General features: G+C 71.8%; 21 protein-coding genes and 1 tRNA gene. 12 read left to right on the top strand and 10 right to left on the bottom strand.

The features are described from left to right. The first annotated feature begins 72 nt into the window (after positions 1 to 72). From AB0M79_RS15300 to AB0M79_RS15285, 4 genes are all read left to right on the top strand, one after another. Entirely contained in the window at positions 73 to 1,605 is a 1,533-nt protein-coding gene (locus tag AB0M79_RS15300; RefSeq protein WP_364213116.1) for an acyl-CoA carboxylase subunit beta, read from the top strand. A 63-nt stretch (positions 1,606 to 1,668) separates the two neighbouring features. Continuing rightward, a complete protein-coding gene (locus AB0M79_RS15295; RefSeq protein WP_364213113.1) occupies positions 1,669 to 2,817 on the top strand; it encodes an acyl-CoA dehydrogenase family protein in 1,149 nt (382 codons plus the stop codon). A gap of 162 nt (positions 2,818 to 2,979) precedes the next feature. After that, a complete protein-coding gene (locus tag AB0M79_RS15290; protein ID WP_364213111.1) occupies positions 2,980 to 5,379 on the top strand; it encodes an MMPL family transporter in 2,400 nt (799 codons plus the stop codon). 108 nt (positions 5,380 to 5,487) lie between these two features. Beyond that, a complete protein-coding gene (locus AB0M79_RS15285) occupies positions 5,488 to 8,148 on the top strand; it encodes a helix-turn-helix domain-containing protein (protein WP_364213108.1) in 2,661 nt (886 codons plus the stop codon). A gap of 256 nt (positions 8,149 to 8,404) precedes the next feature. On the opposite strand, the gene AB0M79_RS15280 is transcribed toward AB0M79_RS15285, so the two are convergent. Next, positions 8,405 to 8,905, bottom strand: a complete 501-nt coding sequence (locus AB0M79_RS15280) for a MarR family transcriptional regulator (protein ID WP_357535221.1) — start codon at positions 8,903 to 8,905, stop codon at positions 8,405 to 8,407. Between the two features lie 101 nt (positions 8,906 to 9,006). Between AB0M79_RS15280 and AB0M79_RS15275 the strand changes: the two genes are divergently transcribed. Next, positions 9,007 to 9,582: a YceI family protein gene (locus AB0M79_RS15275; protein ID WP_364213105.1), complete on the top strand. Its 576-nt coding sequence runs from the start codon at positions 9,007 to 9,009 to the stop codon at positions 9,580 to 9,582. A 253-nt stretch (positions 9,583 to 9,835) separates the two neighbouring features. Further along, positions 9,836 to 11,314 (top strand): glutamate--cysteine ligase, encoded by a 1,479-nt coding sequence (locus AB0M79_RS15270; RefSeq protein WP_364213102.1) that lies wholly within the window; start codon positions 9,836 to 9,838, stop codon positions 11,312 to 11,314. A 45-nt stretch (positions 11,315 to 11,359) separates the two neighbouring features. Here the strand turns inward: AB0M79_RS15270 and AB0M79_RS15265 are convergent, their stop codons facing one another. Then, positions 11,360 to 12,973: a hypothetical protein gene (locus tag AB0M79_RS15265; protein ID WP_364213099.1), complete on the bottom strand. Its 1,614-nt coding sequence runs from the start codon at positions 12,971 to 12,973 to the stop codon at positions 11,360 to 11,362. Between the two features lie 233 nt (positions 12,974 to 13,206). Here AB0M79_RS15265 and AB0M79_RS15260 point away from each other — a divergent pair, with 233 nt between their 5' ends. Both AB0M79_RS15260 and AB0M79_RS15255 read left to right on the top strand, forming a co-directional pair. Continuing rightward, positions 13,207 to 13,722: a PASTA domain-containing protein gene (locus tag AB0M79_RS15260; RefSeq protein ID WP_364213096.1), complete on the top strand. Its 516-nt coding sequence runs from the start codon at positions 13,207 to 13,209 to the stop codon at positions 13,720 to 13,722. A 105-nt stretch (positions 13,723 to 13,827) separates the two neighbouring features. Next, the gene (locus tag AB0M79_RS15255; RefSeq protein WP_364213093.1) at positions 13,828 to 14,685 is read left to right on the top strand and encodes a PASTA domain-containing protein; all 858 of its coding nucleotides are present in this window, start codon (positions 13,828 to 13,830) and stop codon (positions 14,683 to 14,685) included. A 7-nt stretch (positions 14,686 to 14,692) separates the two neighbouring features. Here the strand turns inward: AB0M79_RS15255 and AB0M79_RS15250 are convergent, their stop codons facing one another. Both AB0M79_RS15250 and AB0M79_RS15245 read right to left on the bottom strand, forming a co-directional pair. Then, positions 14,693 to 15,382 (bottom strand): hypothetical protein, encoded by a 690-nt coding sequence (locus AB0M79_RS15250; RefSeq protein WP_364213090.1) that lies wholly within the window; start codon positions 15,380 to 15,382, stop codon positions 14,693 to 14,695. 114 nt (positions 15,383 to 15,496) lie between these two features. Beyond that, positions 15,497 to 15,763: a hypothetical protein gene (locus AB0M79_RS15245; RefSeq protein WP_357535233.1), complete on the bottom strand. Its 267-nt coding sequence runs from the start codon at positions 15,761 to 15,763 to the stop codon at positions 15,497 to 15,499. A gap of 522 nt (positions 15,764 to 16,285) precedes the next feature. On the opposite strand from AB0M79_RS15245, the gene AB0M79_RS15240 reads away from it, so the two are divergent. The 3 genes from AB0M79_RS15240 (at position 16,286) to AB0M79_RS15230 (ending at position 17,893) form a co-directional block, all read left to right on the top strand. Next, entirely contained in the window at positions 16,286 to 17,167 is an 882-nt protein-coding gene (locus AB0M79_RS15240) for a helix-turn-helix transcriptional regulator (RefSeq protein ID WP_364213087.1), read from the top strand. After that, positions 17,137 to 17,358, top strand: coding sequence for a DUF397 domain-containing protein (locus AB0M79_RS15235; protein WP_357535268.1), 222 nt, complete (start codon positions 17,137 to 17,139; stop codon positions 17,356 to 17,358). Before AB0M79_RS15240 ends, AB0M79_RS15235 begins: the two co-directional genes overlap by 31 nt. A gap of 142 nt (positions 17,359 to 17,500) precedes the next feature. After that, positions 17,501 to 17,893 carry a hypothetical protein gene (locus AB0M79_RS15230; RefSeq protein WP_357535270.1) on the top strand — a complete coding sequence of 131 codons (393 nt, stop codon included), beginning with the start codon at positions 17,501 to 17,503 and terminating at the stop codon, positions 17,891 to 17,893. Here AB0M79_RS15230 and AB0M79_RS15225 read toward each other — a convergent pair. Further along, on the bottom strand, positions 17,850 to 18,503 hold the full coding sequence (locus AB0M79_RS15225) for a hypothetical protein (protein WP_364213084.1): 654 nt from the start codon (positions 18,501 to 18,503) through the stop codon (positions 17,850 to 17,852). The two genes, AB0M79_RS15230 and AB0M79_RS15225, sit on opposite strands and share 44 nt — an antisense overlap. A gap of 218 nt (positions 18,504 to 18,721) precedes the next feature. On the opposite strand from AB0M79_RS15225, the gene AB0M79_RS15220 reads away from it, so the two are divergent. Then, positions 18,722 to 20,590 carry a S8 family serine peptidase gene (locus AB0M79_RS15220; RefSeq protein ID WP_357535239.1) on the top strand — a complete coding sequence of 623 codons (1,869 nt, stop codon included), beginning with the start codon at positions 18,722 to 18,724 and terminating at the stop codon, positions 20,588 to 20,590. Between the two features lie 56 nt (positions 20,591 to 20,646). Here the strand turns inward: AB0M79_RS15220 and AB0M79_RS15215 are convergent, their stop codons facing one another. The 5 genes from AB0M79_RS15215 to AB0M79_RS15195 form a co-directional block, all read right to left on the bottom strand. Next, positions 20,647 to 21,420 (bottom strand): 3-ketoacyl-ACP reductase, encoded by a 774-nt coding sequence (locus AB0M79_RS15215; RefSeq protein ID WP_364213081.1) that lies wholly within the window; start codon positions 21,418 to 21,420, stop codon positions 20,647 to 20,649. Further along, positions 21,417 to 22,817, bottom strand: a complete 1,401-nt coding sequence (locus AB0M79_RS15210) for a hypothetical protein (protein WP_364213078.1) — start codon at positions 22,815 to 22,817, stop codon at positions 21,417 to 21,419. The genes AB0M79_RS15215 and AB0M79_RS15210 overlap by 4 nt, the downstream gene beginning before the upstream one ends. A gap of 83 nt (positions 22,818 to 22,900) precedes the next feature. Further along, positions 22,901 to 23,707, bottom strand: coding sequence for a WecB/TagA/CpsF family glycosyltransferase (locus AB0M79_RS15205; protein ID WP_357543159.1), 807 nt, complete (start codon positions 23,705 to 23,707; stop codon positions 22,901 to 22,903). Positions 23,708 to 23,804: 97 nt separating this feature from the next. Then, complete coding sequence (locus tag AB0M79_RS15200; protein ID WP_364213075.1) at positions 23,805 to 24,878, bottom strand: NAD-dependent epimerase/dehydratase family protein; 1,074 nt, start codon at positions 24,876 to 24,878, stop codon at positions 23,805 to 23,807. 112 nt (positions 24,879 to 24,990) lie between these two features. Then, a tRNA-Leu gene (locus tag AB0M79_RS15195) sits at positions 24,991 to 25,076 on the bottom strand. Between the last annotated feature and the right edge of the window lie 156 nt (positions 25,077 to 25,232).

Here is a 25,232-nt window from a genome sequence, read left to right as displayed (position 1 = left end):
GGAGGCCCCTTCCGTCGTACCCGGTCGGGTACGCTAACGATCGTTCAGTTCACTGCGGGCAGGGGAGTCGGCGTGACGCTCGACGGCGAGGCACTGGAGCAGCTCCGCAAGCGGGTCCGGGCCGGTGGCGCGGAGAAATACCACGCCGCGAACGCGGCCAAGGGCAAGCTCTTCGCCCGCGAACGGATCGCGCTGCTCGTCGACGAGGGCACCTTCGTCGAGGACGGGCTCTACGCCAACGCCAGCGCCGAGGGGCTGCCCGCCGACGGGGTCGTCACCGGCACGGCCGAGATCGACGGCCGGCAGGTCTGCCTGATGGCCAACGACTCCACGGTCAAGGCCGGAAGCTGGGGCGCCCGCACGGTCGAGAAGATCATCCGGATCATCGAGCGGGCGTACGACGCCGGCCTGCCGATGGTCTACCTGGTCGACTCCGCCGGCGCCCGGATCACCGACCAGGTCGACCTCTTCCCCGGCCGGCGCGGCGCCGGCAAGATCTTCTGGAACCAGGTCCGCGCCTCCGGCTCCATCCCGCAGGTCTGCGCACTGTTCGGCCCGTCGGCCGCCGGCGGCGCCTACATCCCGGCGTTCTGCGACGTGGTCGCCATGGTCGAGGGCAACGCCAGCATGTACCTCGGCTCGGACCGGATGGTCGAGATGGTCACCGGGGAGAAGACCACGCTGGAGGCGATGGGCGGCGCGAAGGTCCACTGTGCCGAGTCCGGGGTCGGTCACTTCCTGTGCAAGACCGAGGCCGACGCGCTCGACGTCGTCCGGCGCTACCTGTCCTACCTGCCGGCCAACTGGACCCAGCGGCCGCCGGCCGCCACCGCCGTACCCGCGCCGTCCAACGTGGACCTCGCCGCGCTGGTGCCGGCCAGCGAGCGGCAGGCGTTCGACATGCGCCGCTACGCCAAGGGCCTGCTCGACGAGGGATCGTTCCTGGAGATCCAGGCACTGTGGGCCAAGGAGCTGACCATCGGGTTCGGCCGCCTCGACGGCGAGGTGGTCGGCGTGGTCGCCAACAACTCGATGTTCAAGGGCGGCGTGCTCTTCGTCGACTCCGCCGACAAGGCAGCCCGCTTCGTACAGCTCTGCGACGCCTTCAACGTGCCGCTGCTGTTCCTGTCCGACGTGCCCGGGTTCATGGTCGGCACGGCCGTGGAGAAGCAGGGCATCATCCGGCACGGCGCCAAGATGATCACCGCGATCTCCGAGGCGACCGTACCCAAGATCTGTGTCGTGGTCCGCAAGGCGTACGGCGCCGGCCTCTACGCGATGGCCGGCCCGGGCTTCGAGCCGGACGCCACCATCGCGCTGCCCACCGCGAAGATCGCCGTGATGGGCGCGGAGGCCGCCGTCAACGCCGTCTACGCCAACAAGATCGCGGCGATCGCCGACCCGGACGAGCGGGCGGCCTTCGTGGCCGCCCGGCGCGAGGAGTACGAGCGCGACATCGACATCGTCCGGCTGGCGAGCGAACTCGTCGTGGACACCATCGTCGAACCCGCCGACCTGCGCGCCGAACTCGTCCGGCGGTTCGCCGCCGCCCGGCACAAGGACCGCGGCTTCTCGCGGCGCCGGCACGGCGTCACCCCCGTCTGACCCCCGGCGCGGCGTCACGAGCCCCGCGCCGGTTTCCCCAGCAACACCCGCCAGGAGGAACCGATGGACTTCAGGCTCACCGAGGAGCACGAGGCACTGCGGAGCAGCGTTCGGGAGTTCGCCCACGAGGTGGTGGCGCCGGTCATCGCCGAGCACTACGAGAACCACACCTTCCCGTACGAGGTCGTCCGGCAGATGGGGAAGATGGGGCTGTTCGGCCTGCCGTTCCCCGAGGAGCACGGCGGGATGGGCGGTGACTACTTCGCCCTCTGCCTGGCCCTGGAGGAACTGGCCCGGGTCGACTCGAGCGTGGCGATCACCCTGGAGGCCGCCGTCTCGCTGGGCGCGATGCCCATCCACCGCTTCGGCACCGACGCCCAGAAAGCCCGCTGGCTGCCGATGCTGACCAGCGGCGAGGCGCTGGCCGCCTTCGGCCTCACCGAGCCGGGCTTCGGCTCCGACGCCGGCGGTACGGCGACCCGCGCCGTCCTCGACGGCGACCACTGGGTGATCAACGGGTCGAAGGCGTTCATCACCAACTCCGGCACCGACATCACCGCGCTGGTGACCGTCACCGCCGTCACCGGGACCAACCCCGACGGGTCCAAGGAGCTGTCGACCATCATCGTGCCGTCCGGCACCCCCGGCTTCACCGTCCAGCCGGGCTATTCCAAGGTCGGCTGGTGCGCCTCCGACACCCACGAGCTGTCTTTCGACGACTGCCGGGTGCCGGCGGAAAACCTGCTCGGTGAGCGGGGCCGGGGCTTCGCCCAGTTCCTGCGCATCCTCGACGAGGGCCGCATCGCCATCGCCGCGCTCGGCGTCGGCCTCGCCCAGGGCTGCGTCGACGAATCGATCAAGTACGCCAGGGAGCGGCACGCCTTCGGCCGGCCGATCGGCAACTTCCAGGCCATCCAGTTCAAGATCGCCGACATGGAGATGCGGGCGCACACCGCCCGGCTGGCCTACTACGACGCGGCGGCCCGGATGCTGGCCGGCGCCGACTTCAAGCGTCAGGCCGCCATCGCCAAGCTGCTCTCCAGCGAGACCGCCGTCGACAACGCCCGGGAGGCGACCCAGATCCACGGCGGGTACGGCTTCATGAACGAGTTCCCGGTCGCCCGGTTCTGGCGTGACTCGAAGATCCTGGAGATCGGCGAGGGCACGTCCGAGGTGCAGCGCATGATCATTGCGAGGGACCTCGGGCTGTAACGGGGTGGCAATTTCCGCCGAAAGCTGGCTGGTTCGACCGAAAGCTGACTGGCGGAGCCGACCGGTTTGGTGCTTCCATCACCCGGGGTGACGCGGGCATCGCGTCCCCGGGGGCGCGGGCGACGTACGCCGGCGCGGTGTTCGCCACGGAGGAACCCGGTCATGTTCGCTGCTCTCGGACGGTTGATGTGGCGCTGGCGCTGGCCCGTCCTGGGCGGTTGGCTGGTCCTCGTGCTGGCCGGCGCCGTCCTCGGCGGCCAGGTCTTCGACCGGCTCGGCGCGACCGACAACCTGCGCGCCGACGCCGAGTCGCAGCGTGCCGAGCGTCGGGTCAAGGAACTGCTGCCCGAGGGCACCACCGTCGTCGCGGTCGTACGCGACCGTGAGATCTACGACCCGCCGCTGGTCGAGAGCGTCACCCGGATCACGAACGAGATCCGCGACCTGCCCGGCGTGATCGAGGTCGACGACGTCTACAACTCGGCCGGCGGCCAGATCGGCGCCGACAACTCCAGCAGCCTGGTCGTCGTCGAACTCGCCGACGAACTGCCGGATGCCGAACGCGAGCGGCTCGAAGACCGGGTCGTCGACCTGCTGCGCGGCATCGACGCCCCCGAGGTGCTGGTCGGCGGCGAGAAACTCGCCGAGCGGGCCTTCGCCGACCAGGCGATCCGCGACGCCACGATCGGCGAGTCGATCGCCCTCGTCGTGCTGCTCGTCGCGCTGGTCGTCATCCTCGGCGGGTTCGTCGCCGGGGTGATCCCGCTGGCCGCCGCGCTCGGCGCCGTCGCCGTCACGCTGCTCGGCCTGCTCGGCCTGGCCACCGTCATGCAGGTCAGCGAGTTCGCCGTCAACGTGGTCACGCTGCTCGGCATCGGGCTCGCCGTCGACTACGCGTTGCTGCTGATCGCCCGGTTCCGCGAGGAACGCACCGCCGACCCCGACGCGCCACCGGCCGAACTGCTCGCCCGGACGACCGCCACCGCCGGCCGGGCCGTACTCGTCTCCGGCCTCGCCGTCGGCGCCGCCATGGTCGGGCTCTTCGCCTTCGCCGAGCCGCTGCTCGCCGCGATGGCGCTCGGCGGCGCGCTGGTGGTCGTACTCGCGACCCTGGTCGGGCTCACCGCGGTGCCGGCACTGATCGCCGTCGGCCACCGGCGTATCCCCGCTCCCGGTGCCGACACCCGGATCAGCCGGGTGGTCGCCACCGTCACCGGCCCGGTGCGCCGGCTCCTCTCCCGCCGTAACCCCGTTCCGGCCGGTGCCGCCCGCCGGGCCGCCGCCGGTCAGGGCGGCCCGGGTACGCCCGACGGACTGCTCGCCCGGCTCGCCGGTTACGCGCAGCGCCGTCCGAAGCCGGTGGCGATCGGCGTCTCGCTGGTGCTGCTCCTGCTCGCCGCCCCCTTCGTGTTCGGCGCCAACCTCGCCAACTCCGACGCCCGCGCGCTGCCCGCGTCGATGGAGGCCCGGCAGGTGCACGACGTGGTGCTGCGCGACTTCCAGGCCGGCCGCGCCGCGCCGGTCGTCGTGGTCGTCGAGACCGACCCGGCCACCGCGGCGGTACGCGACCTGCTGAACCAGCTCAACACCATGCCGAACGTGATCCGGATGCAGCCCCGGCCCGATGTCCCGGGCAATGCCGCCGTGATCGACGTGACCCCGGAGGGGGAGACCGGCGGCCCGGCGTCCCGCGAGGTCGTCCGCCAGATCCGGGAACTGGACACCCCGTTCCCGATCCTGGTCGGCGGTCCGGCGGCGGAGCTGGTCGACTACCAGTCGTCGGTGACGTCCCGGCTGCCGCTGGCCGTGCTGGTGCTGCTGCTGGCCACCGCCGTACTGATGTTCGCCCTGACCGGCTCCGTGGTGATCCCGGTCAAGGCGCTGCTGATGAACGTGCTGACCCTGCTCGCCACCCTCGGCCTGCTGGTCGTCGTCTTCCAGTGGGGGATCGGCGCCCCGCTGATCGGCGTCGAGTCGTGGGGGGCCATCGACCTGACCACGCCGATCCTGCTCTTCGTCTTCGTGTTCGGCCTGACCATGGACTACGAGGTGTTCCTGCTCGGTCGGATCCGCGAAGAGTGGACCCGCTGGTCCGGCCGGCACACGCCGCAGGCCCGTGCCCAGGCCAGCGACCGGGCCGTGCTGGACGGCATTCGGCACACCGGCCCGGTGGTGACGGCGGCCGCGGTCTGCATCACGATCGTGTTCCTCGGCTTCCTGCTCGGCGAACTGACCGCGGTCAAGGAGATCGGGTTCGGCATGGCGGTCGCCGTGATCCTCGACGTCACCGTCGTACGGGGACTGCTGCTGCCGGCGCTGATGAGCCTGCTCGGCGAGTGGAACTGGTGGGCGCCCGCGCCGCTGCGCCGGCTGCACGAGCGGCTGTTCGCCGACCGTACGGTGACCCCGGCGGTGGCACTGGCCGGAAGCGACGCCGGCCGGAAAGCCGCGGTCGGTCGGGCCACCCCGCCGTCGCCCCGGGGCCCGGCGGCGCCGGGTTCCGCCGGGGCGGAAACCGGCGGCGGCGCCCGCGCCACGGCCGAGGAGAGCGCCAACCGCTGACCCGCCCAGCCATCGCCGTCAACCTTCTGTCGGGTATCCGCGTCAGTCTCGGTCGGCACCGCGACGCTCGGCTCCACAGGGTCCGGCCACTGCGTACCCTTCCGACCCATGACCCTCCCGGATCATGACGACTGCGACCCGAACGGGCAGTCGACCGATCCGTCCGCCCAGGGCCGTGACCAGGGCGTGGCCGGTTTCGACGAGTTGCTTCGCCAGCGCCGTCTCGCGGCCGGACTGACCCAGGCCGACCTGGCCGCCCGTGCCGGCATCGGCGTACGCACCGTCCGCGACCTCGAACGCGGCCGGTCGTCCCGGCCCCAGCGGACCACCGTCGCGCTGCTCGCCACCGCGCTCGGCCTGACCGGAGCCGACCGGGACACCTTCCTGGTCGCCGCCCGCGGTGCCACCGCGCTTCCGGCGCCGACCGCCAGCGGTGCGCCGGCCGACGGCGGACCGACCACCGCGCCGACGCCCGAGCCCGTACCGCACACCTTCGGGCTGCCCGCGCCCGTGAAACTGATCGGCCGGGACACCGACGTGGCCGAACTCGCCGACCTGATCACCGCCGGCCCGGCGGCGGGCATCGTCAACCTGGTCGGGCTCGCCGGGGTCGGCAAGACCGGGCTGGCCCTGGCCGTCGGCGAGCGGCTCGGTGCCGCCCACCCCGGCGGCGTGGCCGGGATAGTGGTCACCGAGGAGTCCTCGCCCGGGGAGGTGCTCGCCGCGATCGCGACCGTCTTCGGCGTCGGCCGGTCCGCGGACCTCGCCGCCCGGCTCGCCGGTGCGCCCGCGTTGTTGGTCGTCGACGCCGTCGAACGGGCCCCCGACGCGGTCGCCGAGACCCTGCGGTCCCTCGCCACGTCAACGCCCACGCTGCGGATCCTCGCCACCGGGCGGCACCCGGTCGGCGTACCCGGCGAGCGGGTCTGGCCGGTCGCCCCGCTGGAGGTGCCACCGGTCGAGGCCGGCACCGATCTCGCGTCGGTCGCCCGCTACCCGGCGGCCGTACTCTTCCTGGCCCGGCTGCGCCAGGTACGCCGGGACCCGCTCGACCCCGGTGAGGTCAGAGCCCTGGCCGACCTCGTACGACGGCTCGGCGGCCTGCCGCTCGCCCTCGAACTCGCCGCCGCCCGGGGCCGCGTCCTCGACCTGAACGAAATGCTCGACCGGTACGGCGACCGGGTGCTCGACCTCGCCAGTCGACCGGCCACCCGGGAGGCGGTCGCCGTCAGCCTGCGTGACGCGGTGGCCGCCAGCTACCGGCTGCTCGAACCCGGGGAGCAGGCGGCGCTGCGCCGGCTCTCGGCGTTCCGTAACCGCTGGTCGGTCGAACTGGGCGAGGCGATGCTGGCCGACGTGTCCGGCCCGGACGGCCAGCCGGTCGGCACCGCCGACCAGGTGCCGTTGCTCGACCGGCTGGTCGCGCTCGGACTGCTCAGCGTGCGGGGCTCCGGCCCGTACCGGTTCCGGCTGCTCGACGTCGTACGGGACTTCGCCGTCGAACAGGCGGCGGCGATGGGGGAGACGACGGCCATCCGGCGCCGGCACGCGACGATCTTCGCCCGGCTGGCCGGCCGGATCGCCGGTGAACTCAGCGGAGCGAACCTGCCGGCCGGGGTCGGGCGGCTCGACGAGGTGAGCAGCGACCTGTCGGCCGCGCTCGCCCACTCGGCGAACGACGACCCGCACACCGCGCTCTTCCTCGCGTCCCGGCTACCCCGCTGGTGGCGGTTCCGGGGCCGCGACGTCGCCGGCCGGCAGTGGCTGCGCCGGGTCCTCGACGATCCGCGTACGGCCGACGCCGACCCGACGACCCGCGCCTGGGCCAAGGTCGGGCTCGGGCAGCTCGCCGCCGAGCACCACGCCGGCCGGCAGGAGCTGCCGGCGGTCCAGGAGGCGCTGGCCACCTTCCAGGAGGTGGGTGACGTGCCGGGGGAACTGGCCGCCCACACGATCCTCTGTCGGGTGTGGACGGCCGCCGGCGGTTACGACCGGGCCCGCCGGCACGGCGAGGCGGTGCTCGCGCTCGCCAACCGCAGCGGCCGGGTACGGGACCTGGCGGTGGCGCAGAACAACCTGACCTGGCACGAGATCCGGGTCGGTGACCTGCGGGCGGCCCGGCGCCGGCTGGCCGCCGTAGACCAGTTGGCGGCCCAGTGCGGCGACGACCGGCTGCGGGCGTTGACCGTGGCGAACCTCGCCGAGGTCGCCCGGCTGGACGGCCGGTACGCCGACGCGGTGACCCTCGGCCGGCGGGCCAGCGCGGCTCTGGCCGAGCTCGGCGACCCCGGACACCGGCGGCGGGTGCTCGGCACGGTCGGGTTGGCGCTGGCCCAGGATGATCGGCTCGATGAGGCGTCGGCGGTACTGGCGGAGTTACGGGCCCGACCGGCGGGCGCGCTGGCCGAGCCGGGTCCGGCGGACGGGCCGGACCCGGCGGCGATCAGGGAACTCCCGCCCGGCTACGGCGCCTGTGCCTCGATCGAGGCCACCATCGCACTGCGGCGTGGCGACCGGGAACTCGCCGCCGAGTGGTACGCGGTGGCCGCGCGGACGTACGCCAGCGGCCACGACCTTCGGGATGTGGCGGAAGCCCTGGTGGGACTGGTGGCCACGACGGACGACCCGCCGGAGCGGACAGCGGTGCGCGACCGGCTGGCGGCGGTCTGCGTCGAGGGCGGGATCACGTTGTTGCCGGGGGAGCGGGCGCTGATCCGCTCGTCGGGTGGGGTCCCGCGCCGCAACGGTACGGCCGCCCCCGCCCAGTGACCGGTGGTCGACCCGGCGCGGACGACCGGCGCTGGCCGCCTTTTCGGCTGGCCGGCGCCGGTCGTCGACGCGCCCCCGGTTGACGCGGGCGGGATCGCCCCCCAGCGGAGCCGTCGGCTCCCGCGCCCGCGTCGCACCCCCCGTGCTGTCTGTGTTCGGTGCACTGTAGTTGGCTGATACGGGTGTTCTGTCCAATTGCTAGGTGTTTGAGGTCTGCCCCGAACAGTTCTGCCGGTCTTTCTGCCGGTGACCGGATCTAGGCGGCGGAGTCCGGGCAGTGGCCCCGTTCCGCCGTGCCCGCCGTCGCCCCGGGATGCACCGCGTCGCGTACGGCGCGCAGCGAATCGAGCATGCCGGCGAGCGCTTCCGGGCTGAGTTGACCGGTGAACCACTGGCGGATCAGTTCGAGGTGACCGGGGAGAACCTCGCTCAGCCGGGCGAGCCCGGCGTCGGTGATCGCGGCATAGGAACTGCGCCGGTCGGAGGGGCAGGCCCGCCGGCAGAGCAGCCCGTCGCGTTCCATCCGGTCGACCACCCGGGTGACGCCACTGGTGGACAGTGTGGTCTGGGCGGCGAGGTCGGTCATCCTGAGCTGCTGACCGGGAGACCGGGCGAGGCGCATGAGCACCTCGAACTCGACCGGGGAGAGGTCGTGTTCCTCGAACTGGGTCGCGAACCGCGCGGCCAGACCGGCGTACGCCTCCATGAAGAGGCCCATCGCGGTCAGCCGGAAGTCGTCCAGCGGGTTCTCGGTCACGGCCACATCCTAGCAATACTTGACACGCGGAATATTGAGACGACTATAGTTGCTGAGTCAGCCAACGGCTCAAGACGATCTGCTCCTGGAGGGCAACGACAATGACCACCGACACGAACACCCGCTCCTGGGACGGCCTGACCATCCCGACCGCCGGCACCTTCGAGCTCGACCAGGCCCACAAGCGGGTCGGCTTCGTCGCCCGGCACCTCATGGTGAGCAAGGTTCGTGGTGAGTTCACCGAGGCGACGGCGACGGTCACGATCGGCGAGGACCCGCTGCAGTCGTCCGTCGTCGCCACGATCCAGGCCGCGAGCATCAGCACCGGCCAGGCTGACCGCGACAACCACCTGCGCACCGGCGACTTCCTCGAGGCCGACAAGTACCCGACGCTGGAGTTCCGCAGCACCGGCGTGAAGTCGCACAGCGGCAACGAGTTCGTCCTGACCGGCGACCTCACCATCAAGGACGTCACCCGCCAGGTCGAGCTGGCCGTCGAGTTCGAGGGCGCCGGCCGCAGCCCGTACGGCTTCGACGTGTTCGGCTTCTCCGCCACCACCGAGATCGACCGGGAGGACTTCGGTCTGACCTGGAACGTCGCGCTGGAGTCCGGTGGCGTGATGGTCGGCAAGAAGGTCAAGATCGAGATCGAGGGTGAGGCCATCCGTCAGGCCTGACCTTCGCGCAGCGCTCGGAAGCGCCCCGGTGATCGTGCCCACGGTCACCGGGGCGCTTCTCTGGGTAGGAGACCGGATCGGCGTATGAAAAGGTGGACGTAGCGCTTCCCCCCGCTTACGCAGGGGTGACGTGTGCCTGTTTTGTCCCCTACTCTGCGCGGTTGCGGCTTCACCAGAATCGGTTAGTCGCGCGGTTGGATGGGCATGCGGACATGTGATCGCGCTGGGACAGCTCTGCGCCGGGGAGGGCAACATGGGCAGGGACCTCACGCCGGACGCATTCTCGCGCGAGGATCGCGTCCGATATCGGCAAAAAGTACGCCGATGTCTGGACGTCTTCGCGCTGATGCTCGACGACTTCGGCTTCGACGCCGACCGGCCCACCACCGGCCTGGAGATCGAACTCAACCTGGTCGACGCCAACGCCGACCCGGCCATGCGCAACGCGGAGATCCTGGCCAACCTCGCCGATCCCACGTTCCAGACCGAACTGGGGCAGTTCAACCTCGAACTCAACGCCCGACCGCGGCTCATCGAGGGCGACGGCTTCGCCGACTACGAGGCCGACCTCCAGGACAGCCTCGGCCGGGCCGAGGACCGGGCGGTCAAGGCCGACTCCACCATCATCCTGATCGGCATGCTGCCGACCCTGACCCCGCAGCACCTCGTGCTCGACAACCTCTCCACCAACGAGCGCTACCGGGCGCTGAACGACCAGATCGTCGCCGCCCGCGGCGAGGACCTCCAACTCGACATCCGTGGCGTCGAGCGGCTGAGCACCCACACCGACTCGATCGCGCCGGAGGCGGCGTGCACCAGCGTCCAGTTCCACCTGCAGGTGGCGCCGGACAGCTTCGCGAACTACTGGAACGCCTCCCAGGCGATCGCCGGGGTCCAGGTCGCGATCGGGGCGAACTCCCCGTTCCTGTACGGCCGGCAACTCTGGGCCGAGACCCGCATCGCCCTCTTCGAGCAGGCCACCGACACCCGGCCCGACGAGCTCAAGGCCCAGGGCGTACGACCACGGGTGTGGTTCGGCGAACGGTGGATCACCTCGATCTTCGACCTCTTCGAGGAGAACGTCCGCTACTTCCCGCCGCTGCTGCCGATCTGCGACGACGAGGACCCGGTCGAGGTGCTGCACAACGGCGGCGTACCGCTGCTCAGCGAGCTTCGGCTGCACAACGGCACCATCTACCGGTGGAACCGGCCGGTCTACGACATCATGAACGGCCGCCCGCACCTGCGGGTGGAGAACCGGGTGCTGCCGGCCGGACCCACCGTCGTCGACATGCTCGCCAACGCCGCCTTCTACCTCGGGCTCTCCCGCGAACTCGCCGAAGCCGACCGTCCGATCTGGAGCCAGATGCCGTTCGCCACCGCCGAGGAGAACTTCCACGTCGCGGCCCGGCGGGGCATCGCGGCGACCGTCCAGTGGCCCGGGTTGGGCGAGACGCCGGTCACCGACCTGGTGCTGGAGGTCCTGCTACCCAAGGCGTACGCCGGGCTCGACCGGTTCGGGGTCGACCGCGCGCACCGCGACCGGCTGCTCGGCATCATCGAGCAGCGCTGCCGCACCGGCCGCAACGGCGCGGTCTGGCAGGCCGAGGCGGTGTGGGCCGCCGAACACCAGCGGGGAATGGACCGTCCGGCCGCGCTGCGCTACATGCTCCAGTGCTACGGCGATCTCCAGCACACCAACGAACCCGTCCACACCTGGCCGATCGACTGATCCGTACGCCGTCTCCGGCGGTCGGCAGGTCGCGTCGGGCGCGGCTCAGCGGGAGCGGCGGCCGAGCCGGCGCAGCCTGCTCATCGCCTTCGACTCCTCGGGCGCCGGTTCCGGCTCGGCGCCGGGCAGGGCGCCCGCCGGCCACAGCGGTTGCGGCGGGGCGGCGCCGGCAGCACCGGCCGTCGGTGCGGTGGCCCCGGCACCGGACGTCTCCGAGACGTACGCCCGGGACGGGGCGTACGCGTCGTCCGCCAGGTCGGCGTCCGGCCGGGCCGGCGCCTCCGGTGCTGCCGGTGGGGGCTGCACCGGGGTGGGCGCCACCGGGGCGGGCTGAGCCGGTGCGGGCGTCTTGGCCGGCTTGGCCGCGGCCTTCGGGGCGGCCTTTGCGGCGGCGGGTTTCGGAGCGGCGGGTTTCGTGCCGGCGGCCTTCGCCGCGCGGGGCGACGGCGCTACCGGCTTCGCCGATCCGGTGACCTTGGCTGGCGCGGGTGATTTCGTGAGTTCGGGAGTGCCGTCCGGTCCGGTGGCCTTCGTCGGCGTCGCGGCATCGGCCGGAGCCGGGGCGCCGGCCTTGACCGGCACGGCGCCCGAGGCTCCCCCGACCGGCTGGGGCGACTGGATCGGCTGGGTGGACGGGACCGGGGGCGCGGAGCGGGCATCGGCCTGGTCGGCGTCGGTGGTGTCCGGCCCGGCACCCGACTCCCCGTCGGCCGGCGGCTCGGTGGTGTCGTCCCCGGACCCGGCCGCCGCCCGGTTACGGCTCTCGGTCCGCTGGGCGAGGGCGGTCACCAGCACCGACCCGGCGAGACCGGCGATCACCGCGTACGGCGCCAGCAGGTGCGCGGAAAGCTGCTCGGCCTGGATGCCGGCCAGTCGGGGTGCGGCGAGGAAGTAGGCGGCGGCCACCAGCAGCGGGCCGATACCTCCGGAGACGGCGGTGCCGACCCGGGTGCGGGCCAGCCGCGCCGACGGCCAGGCGGCGAGCACCCCGATCACCAGGGCGGAGCCGAGGGCCAGTGCTGCGCCGGGCCAGTAGAAGTAGTCGCGGATCCAGAACCGCTCGCTGTCGTTGGTGATCTGCCACACGCCGAGCTGGGCGCTGGTCAGGCCGCGCCCCGACAGGACCCCGTCGACCACGGCGATCACGGCGAGCAGCCACAGCCAGCCGACGGTGGCGACGACGTTGCGTGCCACGGCCCGCGAGGCGAGTGCCCAGATCGCCACCAGCAGGCCCCCGACGACGCCGACGACGGCGTAGCCGGCCGCGATGGTCTGGGGCGAGAAGGTGTCGGCGCGGGTGGCCGCCCGGGCCGGTACGGCCACGAGCGCGACCGTGACCAGCGCCCCGACCGCGGCCGCGACGGCGATCGCGATCCGCCACAGGGTGGTGGCGAGGGTCACATGGTCGTCGTCGGCGGGCCGCTCACCGACCGGCGTGCTGAGCCGTTCGGCACAGATCGCGCCGATGATCGTCGAAGTCGCGGCGATCCACGCCGCCCAGGCCAGGCTCGCGACCCAGCCCGCGTCGCCGCCGGCCCCGGTCGCCGGAAGCCAGGTGATGATGCCGAGGCCGTAGCCCAGACCCAGCTGCGCGGCGCCAGCACCCGCTGCACTGCCGACCGCGGTGGCGATCGGCCCTCCCCAGCCTCGTACGGCCATGCGGGGCAGCGTATCGTTCGGCCGCCAGTCGGGCGAGTCGTCGTACGCGCGGCACCGGGCCGACCGACCCCGAAAGGCTGGCGTGGTTGGTCGTGGTCGCGCCCGTCTTGCAGACTCGAACCGGTCGGATTCTGGATTGGCGGAGCATCGATCGCGTCGGATCATGGTTGCGGCGGGTCGGCAGGCCGTCGGACAGGTGGGACAGTGGGCGGCATGATGGACGGGAAGTCGGCATGACGGACGGAAACGGTTCCTGGGGAGCACCGGGCGGGACGCGGCAGGAGCTGACCCGGCCCGGCGTGCTGGCCGGGGCGGCGGTGTTGACGGTCGTGCTCGCCGTGGTCGGGGCGACCGCCGGCTGGGCGGCCGCCGGCTCGGAGAGCGACTCGAACGCGAATCCGGGCGGTTCGACCCCTTCGGCCACGACGAGCCAGCAGGCGCCGGACCGGCAGGACGAACCGACCAAGTCCCCCACGCCCTCGCCGTCGGCCAGCTCGTCCGCGCCGCCCGAGTCGATGCCGATGCCGGATGTGCTCGGCATGGAATGCGAAGAGGCGGTCGAGGAGCTGAAGGAGGCCGGTCTTCGGCCGCCGGCCCTGCTGATCGGTCGGGGAAAGGTGGACCGGCAGAGTCCGGATGCCGGCGTCCAGGTCCGGCAGGGGCAACCGGTGATCATCACCTGTGACAACGGTCGGCCGGGCGGTCCCAGCCCGTCCGAGAGTGACGGCGGCGACGAAGGCGACGACTGAGCGACCGGATCCGGACACACCCGGTGATCACGGTCGACGGCAGACGCCCGGTCGGCCGGATAGGTTGGATCCACGTGGATGGGTTCCACGTGGGGAGGACCTGTGATGGCCGACGAGCCGCGTGACGGTGTGCACCCGCCGGATCGGTCGGACGGCGCACCGGACCAGACCCGTCCCTTCGACCCGGTCACTGACGACGACGGGCCGGGCGTCACCGGAGGGCCGGCAGCGGCGGCGAGGCCCGGTGGGCCCGATGCCACCACCGTCCACGGAGCCGGCCCCGACGCCGACTCGACCGCACCCTTGCCGGCCGGTGAAGACCGGACCGCCCGGCTCGGCGACGACCGGACCGCACAGTTCGGCGGTGGCGACCGGGTGGGCGGCGACGTGTGGTCCGGCCGGGCCGGCGTGCCACCACCCGGCGCCGCGCCGCGTAGCCCGGCTCCCGCGACGGTCGAGCAGGTGGAGTGGGACGAGGTCGACCGGGGTCCCCGCCGGTGGTGGCTGCCGATCGTCGCCGGTGTCGTGGCGTTGCTGCTGCTGGCCGTACTCGGCTTCGGCATCTGGCTGATCGTGGGCTCGACGGGTGACGACGGGGGACCGGTCACCCCGTCCCCCTCAGCGACGACCGGATCGCCGACCCCGTCGCCGTCACCCACCTCGGCCGCGCCGACCGCGGCCTCGGCCAGCCCCAGCCCGAGCGAGCCGGAGACCGTCGAGGTGCCGCCGGTGCTGGGACTGCCGGAGGATGTCGCCCGAGGTCTGCTCGACCAGTTCGGGCTGACCTACGGCCTGGAGTTCCGCGACTCCGACGAGGTGCCGGGAACCGTCATCGAGGTGCAGCCCGGCGTCGGCACCGAGGTTCCACCGGGCGAGCAGGTCACGCTCGTCATCGCACAGGCGCCGGCGCCGACGGTCACCCCGACGGTGAGCCCGACGCCGTCGGTGACGCCGGGCGGCTGACACCCGCTCACCAGTGCTGGCGGCGCCAGCCGACCATCGCCAGTCCGGTGGTGGCGATGGCCAGGCCGAAGATTCCCGAGTAGACCAGCGTGCGCCGGTGGTCTTCCGGCCGGCGGTCCGCCGCGGTGGACCGTACCGGCACGGTTTCGACCGGTGCGGCTGCCGGCATGTCCGGCCGTGCCGTCGCGGCCGGCGCCGACCGGGTCGGAGTCGGCCCGCCGAAGCCGGCGCCGGCACCGCGCCACGCCGCGTCCGACGGGGTGATCGGGGTGATCTGCCGTGGCCCGTCGGCGCCACCGCCGTGACCGTCGGCGGACGGCACCGGCCGCGACGGTGCGGAACTGGGCGGGGTCGACCGGGTCGGTGCCGGCGTGGGGGTGCCGGACGGCGCCGGGCTGGCGGGGGTCGGGTCGGTGGACGGCGTCGGCTCGATGGACCGGGTCGGCTCGACCGTCGCGGAGGCGCCCGGCGAGGTGCCGGTCGACGGGTCGGACCAGGTCGGTGTCACCGCGTTCGCGGCCATGCCGTGGCCGGCCGGTCCGGCGTGGCCAGCGGCCGCCGTCCCGGCCAGGACCGCCGCGGACAGACTGACGAACACGGCGCCGACGGCCACGAGTGTCCTGGTCGGACGGTGGCGGTCCGGTGGGCCGGCCGGCGACCCGATCAGGTGTGGATGCCTCGGCACGGTGATGGGCATGGCGGTCCCCCAGGTTCGGGGTCCGGGCCACGGGCGAGGAATCAAACGTGCTGGGTGGGTGTGCCGAGTCTATGCCGGCCGAACCGCCGTCCGGGCCGAACGGCGAGATTCCGGTCAGCCGGTGCGAACCGGGCTCGGCTTGACGACCCGTCCCCGCGGTCCCGCGTTGGGGCGCAGCTGGCGCAGCCCACTCAACTGGACGAAGATCGATCGACGGTCGACGGCCTCGCCCGCGGCGTTCAGTTCGTAGCCGTCGAGCCAGGCCCAGCCGTCGTACGTCGTCCAGTCGTGCACCCGGATCACCCGGAAGAGGATGGGTTCGGTGAACTGGACGCTTGCCGCACGGGTCACATGGAGGACGTCGCCGGAGCGGGGAAGCACATCGACTCCTGTCTGGAAAGGACTACAAGTCCGGTCCGGGACAACTATGGACCATCGCGAATTGCTCGCCGCGCTCGTGGCGGTGTCGGGGCACCGGCCGGGGTGGCGGGGGGGTGGAGCACCGGCCGGATCGGCGCTTGAGTGTCGGGCAACTGTCCCGTCGGTGCCGGCATCCGCGCCGACCCGGCCGAGTGCTCATCCACGTGGTCCCGCACCCGCCGCCGTGGCAGCTCGGCTTACAGCGGCGAGGCTTTGACCGCGGAATGTGGTGGTGCCGTCTTGCCGTAGTGATGGACGCCCAGCCCGCCAGCACCTTGATCGTTTTAAGTGCCGTGGGACTTCAGCGATCTTCTGTCGGAACTCTGAGTGATTCGACCCGTACGGACAGCCTGCACGAACGGCATGATTCATGCAAGTTGCAGTTCTCGATTCACCCGTGCCTCGATCGGGGGGTAGGTCCTCCGGTTGCCGTCACATACGGCCGGGCGACACACTGGGGCGTGCTGTGGAAGATCGTGTCCGGTGACTGAGCGCCGGAGTCCGACCGTCCGGCGCCGCCGGCTCGGCGCCGAGCTGCGGCGGCGCCGGGAAGATGCCGGGGTCACCATCGAGATGGTCGCCGAGCGGCTGCGGTGCTCCTCGTCGAAGATCTCCCGGATCGAAACCGGCCACACCAGCGCGACGCCCCGCGACGTCGCGGACATGCTGGGCATCTACGGCGTCGTCGGCCCCGAGGGCGAGGAACTGGTGCAGATCGCCAGGGAGGCCCGGCAGAAGGGATGGTGGCATCCGTACAGCACGGTCCTGACCGGTGCGTACGTCGGTCTCGAGGCCGCGGCCCGCTCGGTGCGGGCGTACGAGCAGCAGGTGGTGCCCGGCCTGTTGCAGACCGGTGACTACGCGAAGGCGATGATCCGTTCGGCCCGCCCGGACATCACCGCCGAGGAGGTCGAGCGGCGGGTCCGCGTCCGACTGCAGCGCCAGTCGTTATTGATCCAGGACGATCCGATCGAGGTGTGGGTGGTGCTGGACGAGGCGGTGGTCAGTCGCCCGGTTGGTGGCGACGAGGTGATGCGCGCCCAGTTGGCGCGGCTCGTCGAGGCCGCCGACCTGCCGAACGTGACGTTGCAGATCCTGCCGTTCGAGGTGGGGGCGCACGCCGGCATGGACGGTACGTTCACCATTCTCGACTTCGCCGAGGCACTTGACCCCGGTGTGGTGTACGCCGAGAACGCCACCGGGGGACTCTTCCTGGAGAAGGCCGAGGAACTACGCAAGTACGTCTTCATCTTCGATCACATCCGAGCGGCGGCACTGCGTCCGGAGGAGTCCGTGGCAGCCATCGCCAAGCTTGCAGAGGAGCCATTGTGGAGATCGAGACCGAAGAGTTCCGGGTGGACCTGACCCGGGCGGTGTGGCGGAAGAGTTCACGCAGCGGCCCCAACTGCGACAACTGCGTCGAGGTCGCCCAGTTGGCGGGCGTGGTGGCGGTGCGGGACTCCAAGGACCCGACGGGGCCGGCGCTGATCTTCGACCCGCGCGAGTGGGCCGCCTTCGTCGGCGGCGCCCGGGTCGGCGGGTTCGTCGCGAGCTAGCCCGGCCGGCGGCGAACGGATCACCACCGTCGCCTGCCTCCCGCCGCGTCGTTGTAAAAGATGGCGCGGCGGATGCCGGGCCACCCGCCGCAGCACCGATTGCCCCCGCGGCGGGGACGCCACCGAGTTAGGCAGGCGAAAGATCATGACGTTAGGGCAGAACAACCTGGGTAACGGAGCGACGACGCAGGAGCGGTTCCCCGGGCCGTACCGGGGTGGCCGGCGCGACGGCGGACTGGCGGAGGACGGGCCGGCGAAGGGTGACGCCCCGCGTAACGGGATGTCCGCCGTCGACCGGGCGCCGAAGCTTCCCGGGCTCGAACTCGACGGTCTCGCCGACCCGGCCTTTCCGCTGCCGAGCTGGGACGAGCCGGCCGGTCAGCGGATGGCCGACCACCCGTTGCTGCGCGGACTGCTGCTGGAGTTGCCGCCGAAGGGGACCCTGCCGGATCCGGGGTGGCTCGACCGCTGGTTCGAGGCCACCCGTTCGGTCATCGAACTGCTGTACCTGCAGGACGCCGCCCGCCCGCGCTGACGGCCGCGACGGCGGGGGCCGGGCCGACCCGGCGGGCGGTGCGGCCGGCCCGCAGCACCGTCACGGCATGCGCGGCGAGGCGGCTGTGCCGCAGGGAGTGGCGTATCCCGATGCTGGCCCCGGCCAGCACCGCCGCGGTGAGCACCAGTCCGAGCATCGTCGGCCCGGTCAGCTCGGCCAGGCCGGCCGCGGTCACCGTCGCGGGCAGCGTGAGCAGCCCGGCGACCTGTAGCGGCATGGCGAGCAGGGGATGGGCCGCGGCGGCCCGCAGCGCCGGTGGCGCCGGGGTGTGTGGCGCGCTGGCGAAGGCGCCCGCGCCGCGGTGCAGCCGGAGGAGCCGGCGGGTGGTGGCCACCGCCACGACGACGGCCGGCACGGCCGGCAGGGCCAGTGCCCGGAGAGCCTGATCGGCGGCGACGTCCGTGGTGACCAGTGCGACGGCCGCGACGCCCGCCATCGCGGCGAGGCCGGTTCCGACCAGCGCCACGAGCAACGCGGTACGGCGGCGCAGGCCACGGGCGGTGCCGACCGCCGGGAGACCGTCGGCGACGACGCCGGCGGTGAGCCAGACGGCGGCGACCGCGAGCAGGGTCGCGAGCTCGATGTTCACGACGACAAGTCTTTCCCGTCCCGGCCGCCGGGGAATCAGGGCATGGTCCCGGTAAGGCCCCCATGGACGCCCCGTAGGGGGCATCACAAAGTGATATATAAATTTCGACATCTATCGTTATGGTTACCTGGTTCCATAACCTCACCTTGATCGGCCATCACTGATCCCTCGTCTCCAGCGAGCGGACGGTCCGGGCCGGTCGGAGGGGAGGACGGGAGATGAATCTCCCACGTAGAACCGTTCTGGTCGGCGTAGCCGCGCTGACCGCCATCGCGGCCGCCACCCCGGCGCTCGCCGCGGAACCCACCGGAACCATCCGCAACGCGGGCGGCGCCACCGCGGTCGCGGACAGCTACATCGTCGTGCTCAAGGACAGCGCGGTCAGCCGCGCCAGCGTCGACACGACGGCCAGCAGCCTGGCCGGCCAGTACGGCGGCTCGATCGCCCGCACCTACAGCTCGGCGCTGCGCGGCTTCGAGGCCCGGCTCGACGCCAGGTCGGCGGCCCGCCTCGCGGCCCACCCGTCGGTGGCGTTCGTCGAGCAGAACCACACCGTCTCGCTGGCCGGCACCCAGCCCAACCCGCCGTCCTGGGGCCTCGACCGCATCGACCAGCCCAACCTGCCGCTGAACAGCTCGTACACCTACCCGAACGAGGGCAGCGGCGTCCGCGCCTACGTCATCGACACCGGGGTGCGGACCAGCCACAACGACTTCAACCAGGCGAGCAGTGGCTACGACGCGGTCGACGGCGGAACCGCCGACGACTGCAACGGCCACGGCACCCACGTCGCCGGCACCGTCGGCGGCACCTCGTACGGCGTCGCCAAGGACGTGCAGATCGTCGGCGTACGCGTCCTCGACTGCAGCGGCAACGGCACCTACGCCGGGGTCATCGACGGCATCGACTGGGTGACCGCGAACGCGGTCCTGCCGGCCGTGGCGAACATGAGCCTCGGCGGCCCCGCCGACAGCTCGGTCGACCTGGCGGTCCAGAACTCGATCGATGAAGGCATCACCTACGTCGTGGCCGCCGGTAACGGCAACATCTTCGGCCAGCGCCAGAACGCCTGCAACTACTCGCCGGCCCGGGTCCCGGCCGCGATCACCGTCGGTGCGACCCAGAGCAACGACGCGGCCGCGAGCTTCTCCAACTTCGGCACCTGCGTCGACATCCTCGCGCCCGGCGTGAGCATCCCCTCGGCGTGGCACACCAACGACAGCGCCACGAACTCGATCAGCGGTACGTCGATGGCCTCCCCGCACGTCGCGGGCGCCGCCGCGCTGGTCCTGTCGCAGAACCCGACCTGGACGCCGCAGCAGGTCCGCGACGAACTGGTGAACACGTCCACCCCGAACGTGGTCACCAACGTCGGCACCGGCACCCCGAACCGGCTGCTCTTCGTCGGCGGCACCACGCCCCCGCCGACGAACAACTTCTCGGTCTCCGTCGCGCCGACCTCCGGCTCGGTCGTGGCGGGCGGCTCGGTGACCGCCACCGTCTCCACCGCCACCACGGCCGGCTCGCCGCAGGCGGTCAGCCTGTCGGCCAGTGGCCTGCCGAGCGGGGCGACCGCCTCGTTCAGCCCGGCCAGCGTCACCTCGGGCGGCTCCTCGACGCTGACCATCGCCACCACGGCGAGCACCGCGGCCGGGACGTACACCGTCTCGGTCAACGGCAGCGGCGCGGCCGGCACCCGGACGGCGACGTACACCCTGACGGTGACCGGTACCGGTGGCGGCTGCTCCGGCACCAACGGCACCGACGTGGCCATCCCGGACGGCGGCTCGGCGGTGACCAGCAGCATCGTGATCAGCGGCTGCAACCGCAACGCCTCGGCGACCTCGCGGGTGGCCGTGAACATCGTCCACACCTACCGCGGTGACCTGGTCGTCGACCTGCTGGCTCCGGACGGGACGTCGTACCGGCTGAAGAACAGCAGCGCCTCGGACAGCGCCGACAACGTCAACACGACGTACACGGTGAACCTGTCGTCGGAGGCGGCCAACGGCACCTGGCGACTCCAGGTCCGTGACGTCTACCTGGCCGACACCGGCTACATCAACACCTGGACCCTGACGCTCTAGTCGGGTTCCACGGCGAGGGCCCCGGCGCGGACGCGCCGGGGCCCCTGTCGTCGCGGTCAGAGCGTACGCAGGTGGAAGCCGCCGTCCACGTCGATGACCTGGCCGGTGCTGAACGGCAGCAGGTCGGTCGCGACGGCCACGACGGCGCGCCCCACGTCCTCCGGCTGCCCCCAGCGGCGGATCGGCGTGATGCCCTGGTTGAAGATCAGGTCGTCGTACTTCGCCTTGACCCCGCCGGTCATGTCGGTCTCGATGATGCCCGGCCGGATCTCGTAGACGTTGATGCCGTGCTCGGCCAGCCGGGCGGCGAAGAGCTGGGCGACCATCCCCAGGCCGGCCTTCGAAACGCAGTAGTCGCCCCGGTTCACGCTCGCCGTGTAGGTGCTGATCGACGACACGATCACGATCTTCGGGGCGGTGACCATGCCGGCCTCGATCTGCTCGATCATCTTCCGGGCCGCGGCCTGGGCCAGGAAGTACGGGCCCTTGAGGTTGATCCGGATCAGCCGGTCGAACGACTCCTCGCTGGCCTCCAGCATGTCGGCGCGTACGTCCGGGGCCACCCCGGCGTTGCTGACCAGCAGGTCGAGCCGGCCGAACGCGGTGATCGCCTCGTCGACCAGCTTCTGCCGGTCGGCCGTCACCGAGACGTCGGCCTGCACCAGGTGGGCACGCTGGCCGAGCGCCTCGACCTCGGCACCGACCTCCTTGGCCGCGTCGGCGTTGCTGGCGTAGTTGACCACCACGTCGTAGCCGGCGCCGGCCAGCGACCGGACGATGCCGCGCCCGATCCCGCGCGAGCCGCCGGTGACGATCGCCGCCCGGCTCACCGGGCACCCCCGGCCGCGCCGGCCGGCCCGAAGAACGTGTAGTACGGCTCGTCGCGGGCCACCCGCTGGAGGTAGAGGGCCAGTTCGCGGGCGTGGTAGTCGCCCCACATGCTCGACTCGCCGTTCGGCACCCGCTGACCCGTCGGCACGTGGTCCCAGCCGTTCGGCCGGTGGTAGACCGAGTGCAGGATCAGGCCCTGGTGGTCGGGGTCGGTGCTCAGGTAGGGCTCGCCGAACAGGGTGTCGGCCACGGTCAGGCCGGCCTGCCAGTAGCGCTGCCCCTCGGCCGCGCGGCCGGCACCGGTCAGGTATCGGCCGAGCCGCAGCAGGCCCTGCGCGCCGATCGCGGCGGCCGACGAGTCGACCGGCTCGTGCGCGTTGTACGGGTCGGCCGGGGCGGCGAGGTAGTCACCGAGGTGGACCAGGCCGGGCGCGCCGGTGTCCCAGTACGGGATGCCGTCGACCGGGGTGTTCTCCAGGTAGAAGTCGCAGGTGGCCAGCGCCGCCTTGAGGAAGATCTGCTCGACCTGTTCACGCCCGCCGTACGGCTCGAGTTCGGCGTCGTCGATCAGGGCCAGGAACTCCAGTTGCTCGGGGAACCCGACCATCGCCCAGGCCAGGCCCCGGGTCCAGGTGCTGAAAGGCGAGTAGCCCTGCTGGGAGCTGGGGCAGCGGAAGCTGCCGTCGTTGACGTTGAAGACCGACTCGTGGGCGGTCCGCCCCCGTACGTCGTAGCTGTCCCGGCCCTCGCCGTAGAAGACGTTCCACCGGGCGGTGTTCACGGCGTGCTCGATCAGCCGGCCGAGCAGCGAGATCCGCTCGTCGCGTTCGCCCATCAGGGCGTGGCCGAGCAGGTGCGACACGGACAGCGCGCGGCAGGAACGGATCGTGTCGACGAAGAGCGACTGCGGTCCGTTGAACGAGTAGATGTAGCCGGTGCCGTCGATCGTGTCGCGCCAGCGGGCGGCCTGTACGGCGCCGGTCAGCTTGAGGGCGAGTTCGTAGAAGTCGCGTTCCCGGGGGTCGTGCGGGATCCGGCCCTCGGCCATCAGCCGCCACAGGTTGCCGTACGTGCTGACGTTGTTGAAGCCGTGGTCGTGCACGCCGATGTGGCTGACGTGGCTGGCCATGAGAGCCACGGTCGACTCCCGGGCGGAGTCGAGGAAGCGCCGGTCACCGGTGGCGTCGAACTGGAGCACCGCGGAGCCGTACTGGAAACCCTGGGTCCATTCGGTCCAGCCGCGCGCGGTGTAGCGCCCCGCGACGGTGAAGACCGGCGAGGGCGAGCCCGGAGGGGACGTCTTCTCGATTGAGTCGATCTTGTGGGCGGACGCCTCCCACAATTTCTCGATCTTGGGTAGCAGGGCAGCGGGAGTGAGCGCCTCGTCGATCCTCATGCGGACAGCATAGGAAAGCGCATTCCTACACGCCAGCCCATCGCCCGGCCGGTTTGATCCACCGGCCGGGCGATGGTCGGGAGTCAGACCGCGAAGCTGGTCGGGCGCTCAGTCGCCGGCGGCGGCGGGGTGGCCTTCCAGAGCCCGGTCTTCTGCGCGGCCAGCCGGCTCAGGTAGGCCGGGTTGAGGATGACGTAGCGACGCCACAGCCGCTTCGGCTCCAGGCCGAGCCGCCACAGCCACTCCAGGCCCACCCGCTGCATCCACGGCGGCGGATTGCGCAGCAGCCCGGCGTGGTAGTCGAACGCCGCCCCGACCGCCATCAGCGGCATGTCGAGCAGCGGCCGCATCGCGTAGGCGAAGACCTCCTGCCGGGGACACCCCAGGCCGACCAGGACCAGCCGGGCACCCGACGACCGGATCCGGTCGGCGATCCGCGCGTCCTCACCCGGCTCCACCGCCCGGAACTTCGACGCCTCGACACCGGCCAGCTTCAGCGCCGGGAACATCCGCTCCAGCGCCGGCACCAGCCGGGCCAGCGTCTCGTCGGTCGAGCCGTAGAGATAGACCGGCAGCCCGTCGGCCGCGCACCGCTCCAGCACTTTCAGAGTCAGGTTCGGCCCGTAGACCCGGTCGGTCAGCCCGGCCTTGTGTAGCAGGTTGAGCGCCCAGCGCACCGGCTGGCCGTCCGGGGTCACCAGGTCGAAGGAGTTCAGCCGGGCGTTGTGCGCCTTGTCGAGCACCCCGGTCATGACCCCGTGCACGGCCAGCGCGGTCAGCGCCAGCGGCCGGCGCTCGTGGGCGGCGGCGATCACCTGCTCGGTGGCCGCCGCGTAGTCGGTGGCGTCGACCAGGACGCCCAGCACGTTCTTCTTGCCCTTGGCAATCATGAGGCCCTGCCCACTCCGCTCGCTCATGCCGTCCGCTCGCTGCGCTCGCGGCCGCCATGCGGCAACCTGAGCCGACCGATTCGCTCGCTGCGCTCGCTCATGCCTTCGGCACCCACTTGTCGACGTTCGCCTCGTAGATCTCCTGAAGGATCATCGGGACGTCGTAGACCTGCTTCCAGTCCGGGTAGTCGGCCTGGAACGCCTCGTTGGAGCCGATCCACCACTGGTGGTCGCCGATCCGGTTGGCCTCGTGGTATTCGGTGACCATCCCGATTCCGGTGATCCGTTCGGCGATGGCGAACGCCTCCAGATGCGATGTGTTGGAGTGCCGGCCACCGCCCAGGTTGTAGACCGCCGCCGACCGCGGCGCCCGGAAGAACGCCTCGAACGCGGCGACCACGTCGTGGCTGTGGATCGCGTCGCGGACCATCTTGCCCTTGTAGCCGAAGATCTTGTAGGTGCGGCGCTCCATGTTGCAGCGCATGACATACCCGAGGAAACCGTGCAGTTCGGTCGCCGAGTGCGCCGGGCCGGTGAGCGTGCCGCCTCGGAAACAGGCGGTCTTCATGTCGAAGTAGCGACCGTACTCCTGCACCATCACGTCGGCGGCGACCTTGGAGGCCCCGAAGACCGAGTGCAGGCACGCGTCGATCGACATGTCCTCCTTGATCCCCGCCTCGTACGGGTGACCCGGCTCGATCTCCCAGCGGGTCTCCAGTTCGACCAGCGGCAGCGAGTTGGGCCGGTCGCCGTACACCTTGTTGGTGGAGCAGTGGATGAACGGCGCCTCGACGCAGTGCTCACGCACGTTCTGCAGGACGTTGAGGGTCCCGCCGGCGTTGACGTCGAAGTCGGTGAACGGGTCGCGCACCGCCCAGTCGTGCGACGGCTGGGCCGCCGTGTGGATCACGACCGCGATGTCGCGGCCGTAGCGCCGGAAGATCTCCGCGAGCGCGTCCCGGTCGCGGATGTCGGCGGCATGGTGCGTGTACGCCGTACCTAGTTCGCTGGTCAGCCGCGACACGTTCCAGGCGGTGGACGCCTCGGCGCCGAAGAACTCCCGGCGCATGTCGTTGTCGATGCCGACCACGTCGAGGCCCAGCCCGGCGAAGTGCCGCACCGCCTCCGAGCCGATCAGACCGCCGGATCCGGTCACCAGCGCGACAGTCACACGTCACTCCAGAATTCGGGGGTGGGATGGTTGAAGGTCACCGGAGCATAACGCCGCCCGGATCGACCCCGGTACGAAGGAAGGGCTCCGCATGGTGCGGAGCCCTTCGTCATGGTGGGGAAGGGGGGAGTTGAACCCCCACGCCCTTTCGGGCACACGGACCTGAACCGTGCGCGTCTGCCATTCCGCCACTTCCCCATCGGGACACGACATAGTTATGTCCCGAACCCGCCCTTCGGCGGCTGCCGAGACATATTACGCTGTCCCATGGTGCGTCGCGAGAGAGTTCCCCTAGCCGGGTGGATCCTCACAACTGAGGGTTCCCGGCTGGTTCCCGCTCGCGGCGCCTGGGAA

Source organism: Polymorphospora sp. NPDC051019, assembly GCF_040683055.1.
GTDB lineage: Bacteria > Actinomycetota > Actinomycetes > Mycobacteriales > Micromonosporaceae > Polymorphospora > Polymorphospora lycopeni.
This window is presented reverse-complemented; position numbering and strand designations above follow the sequence as displayed.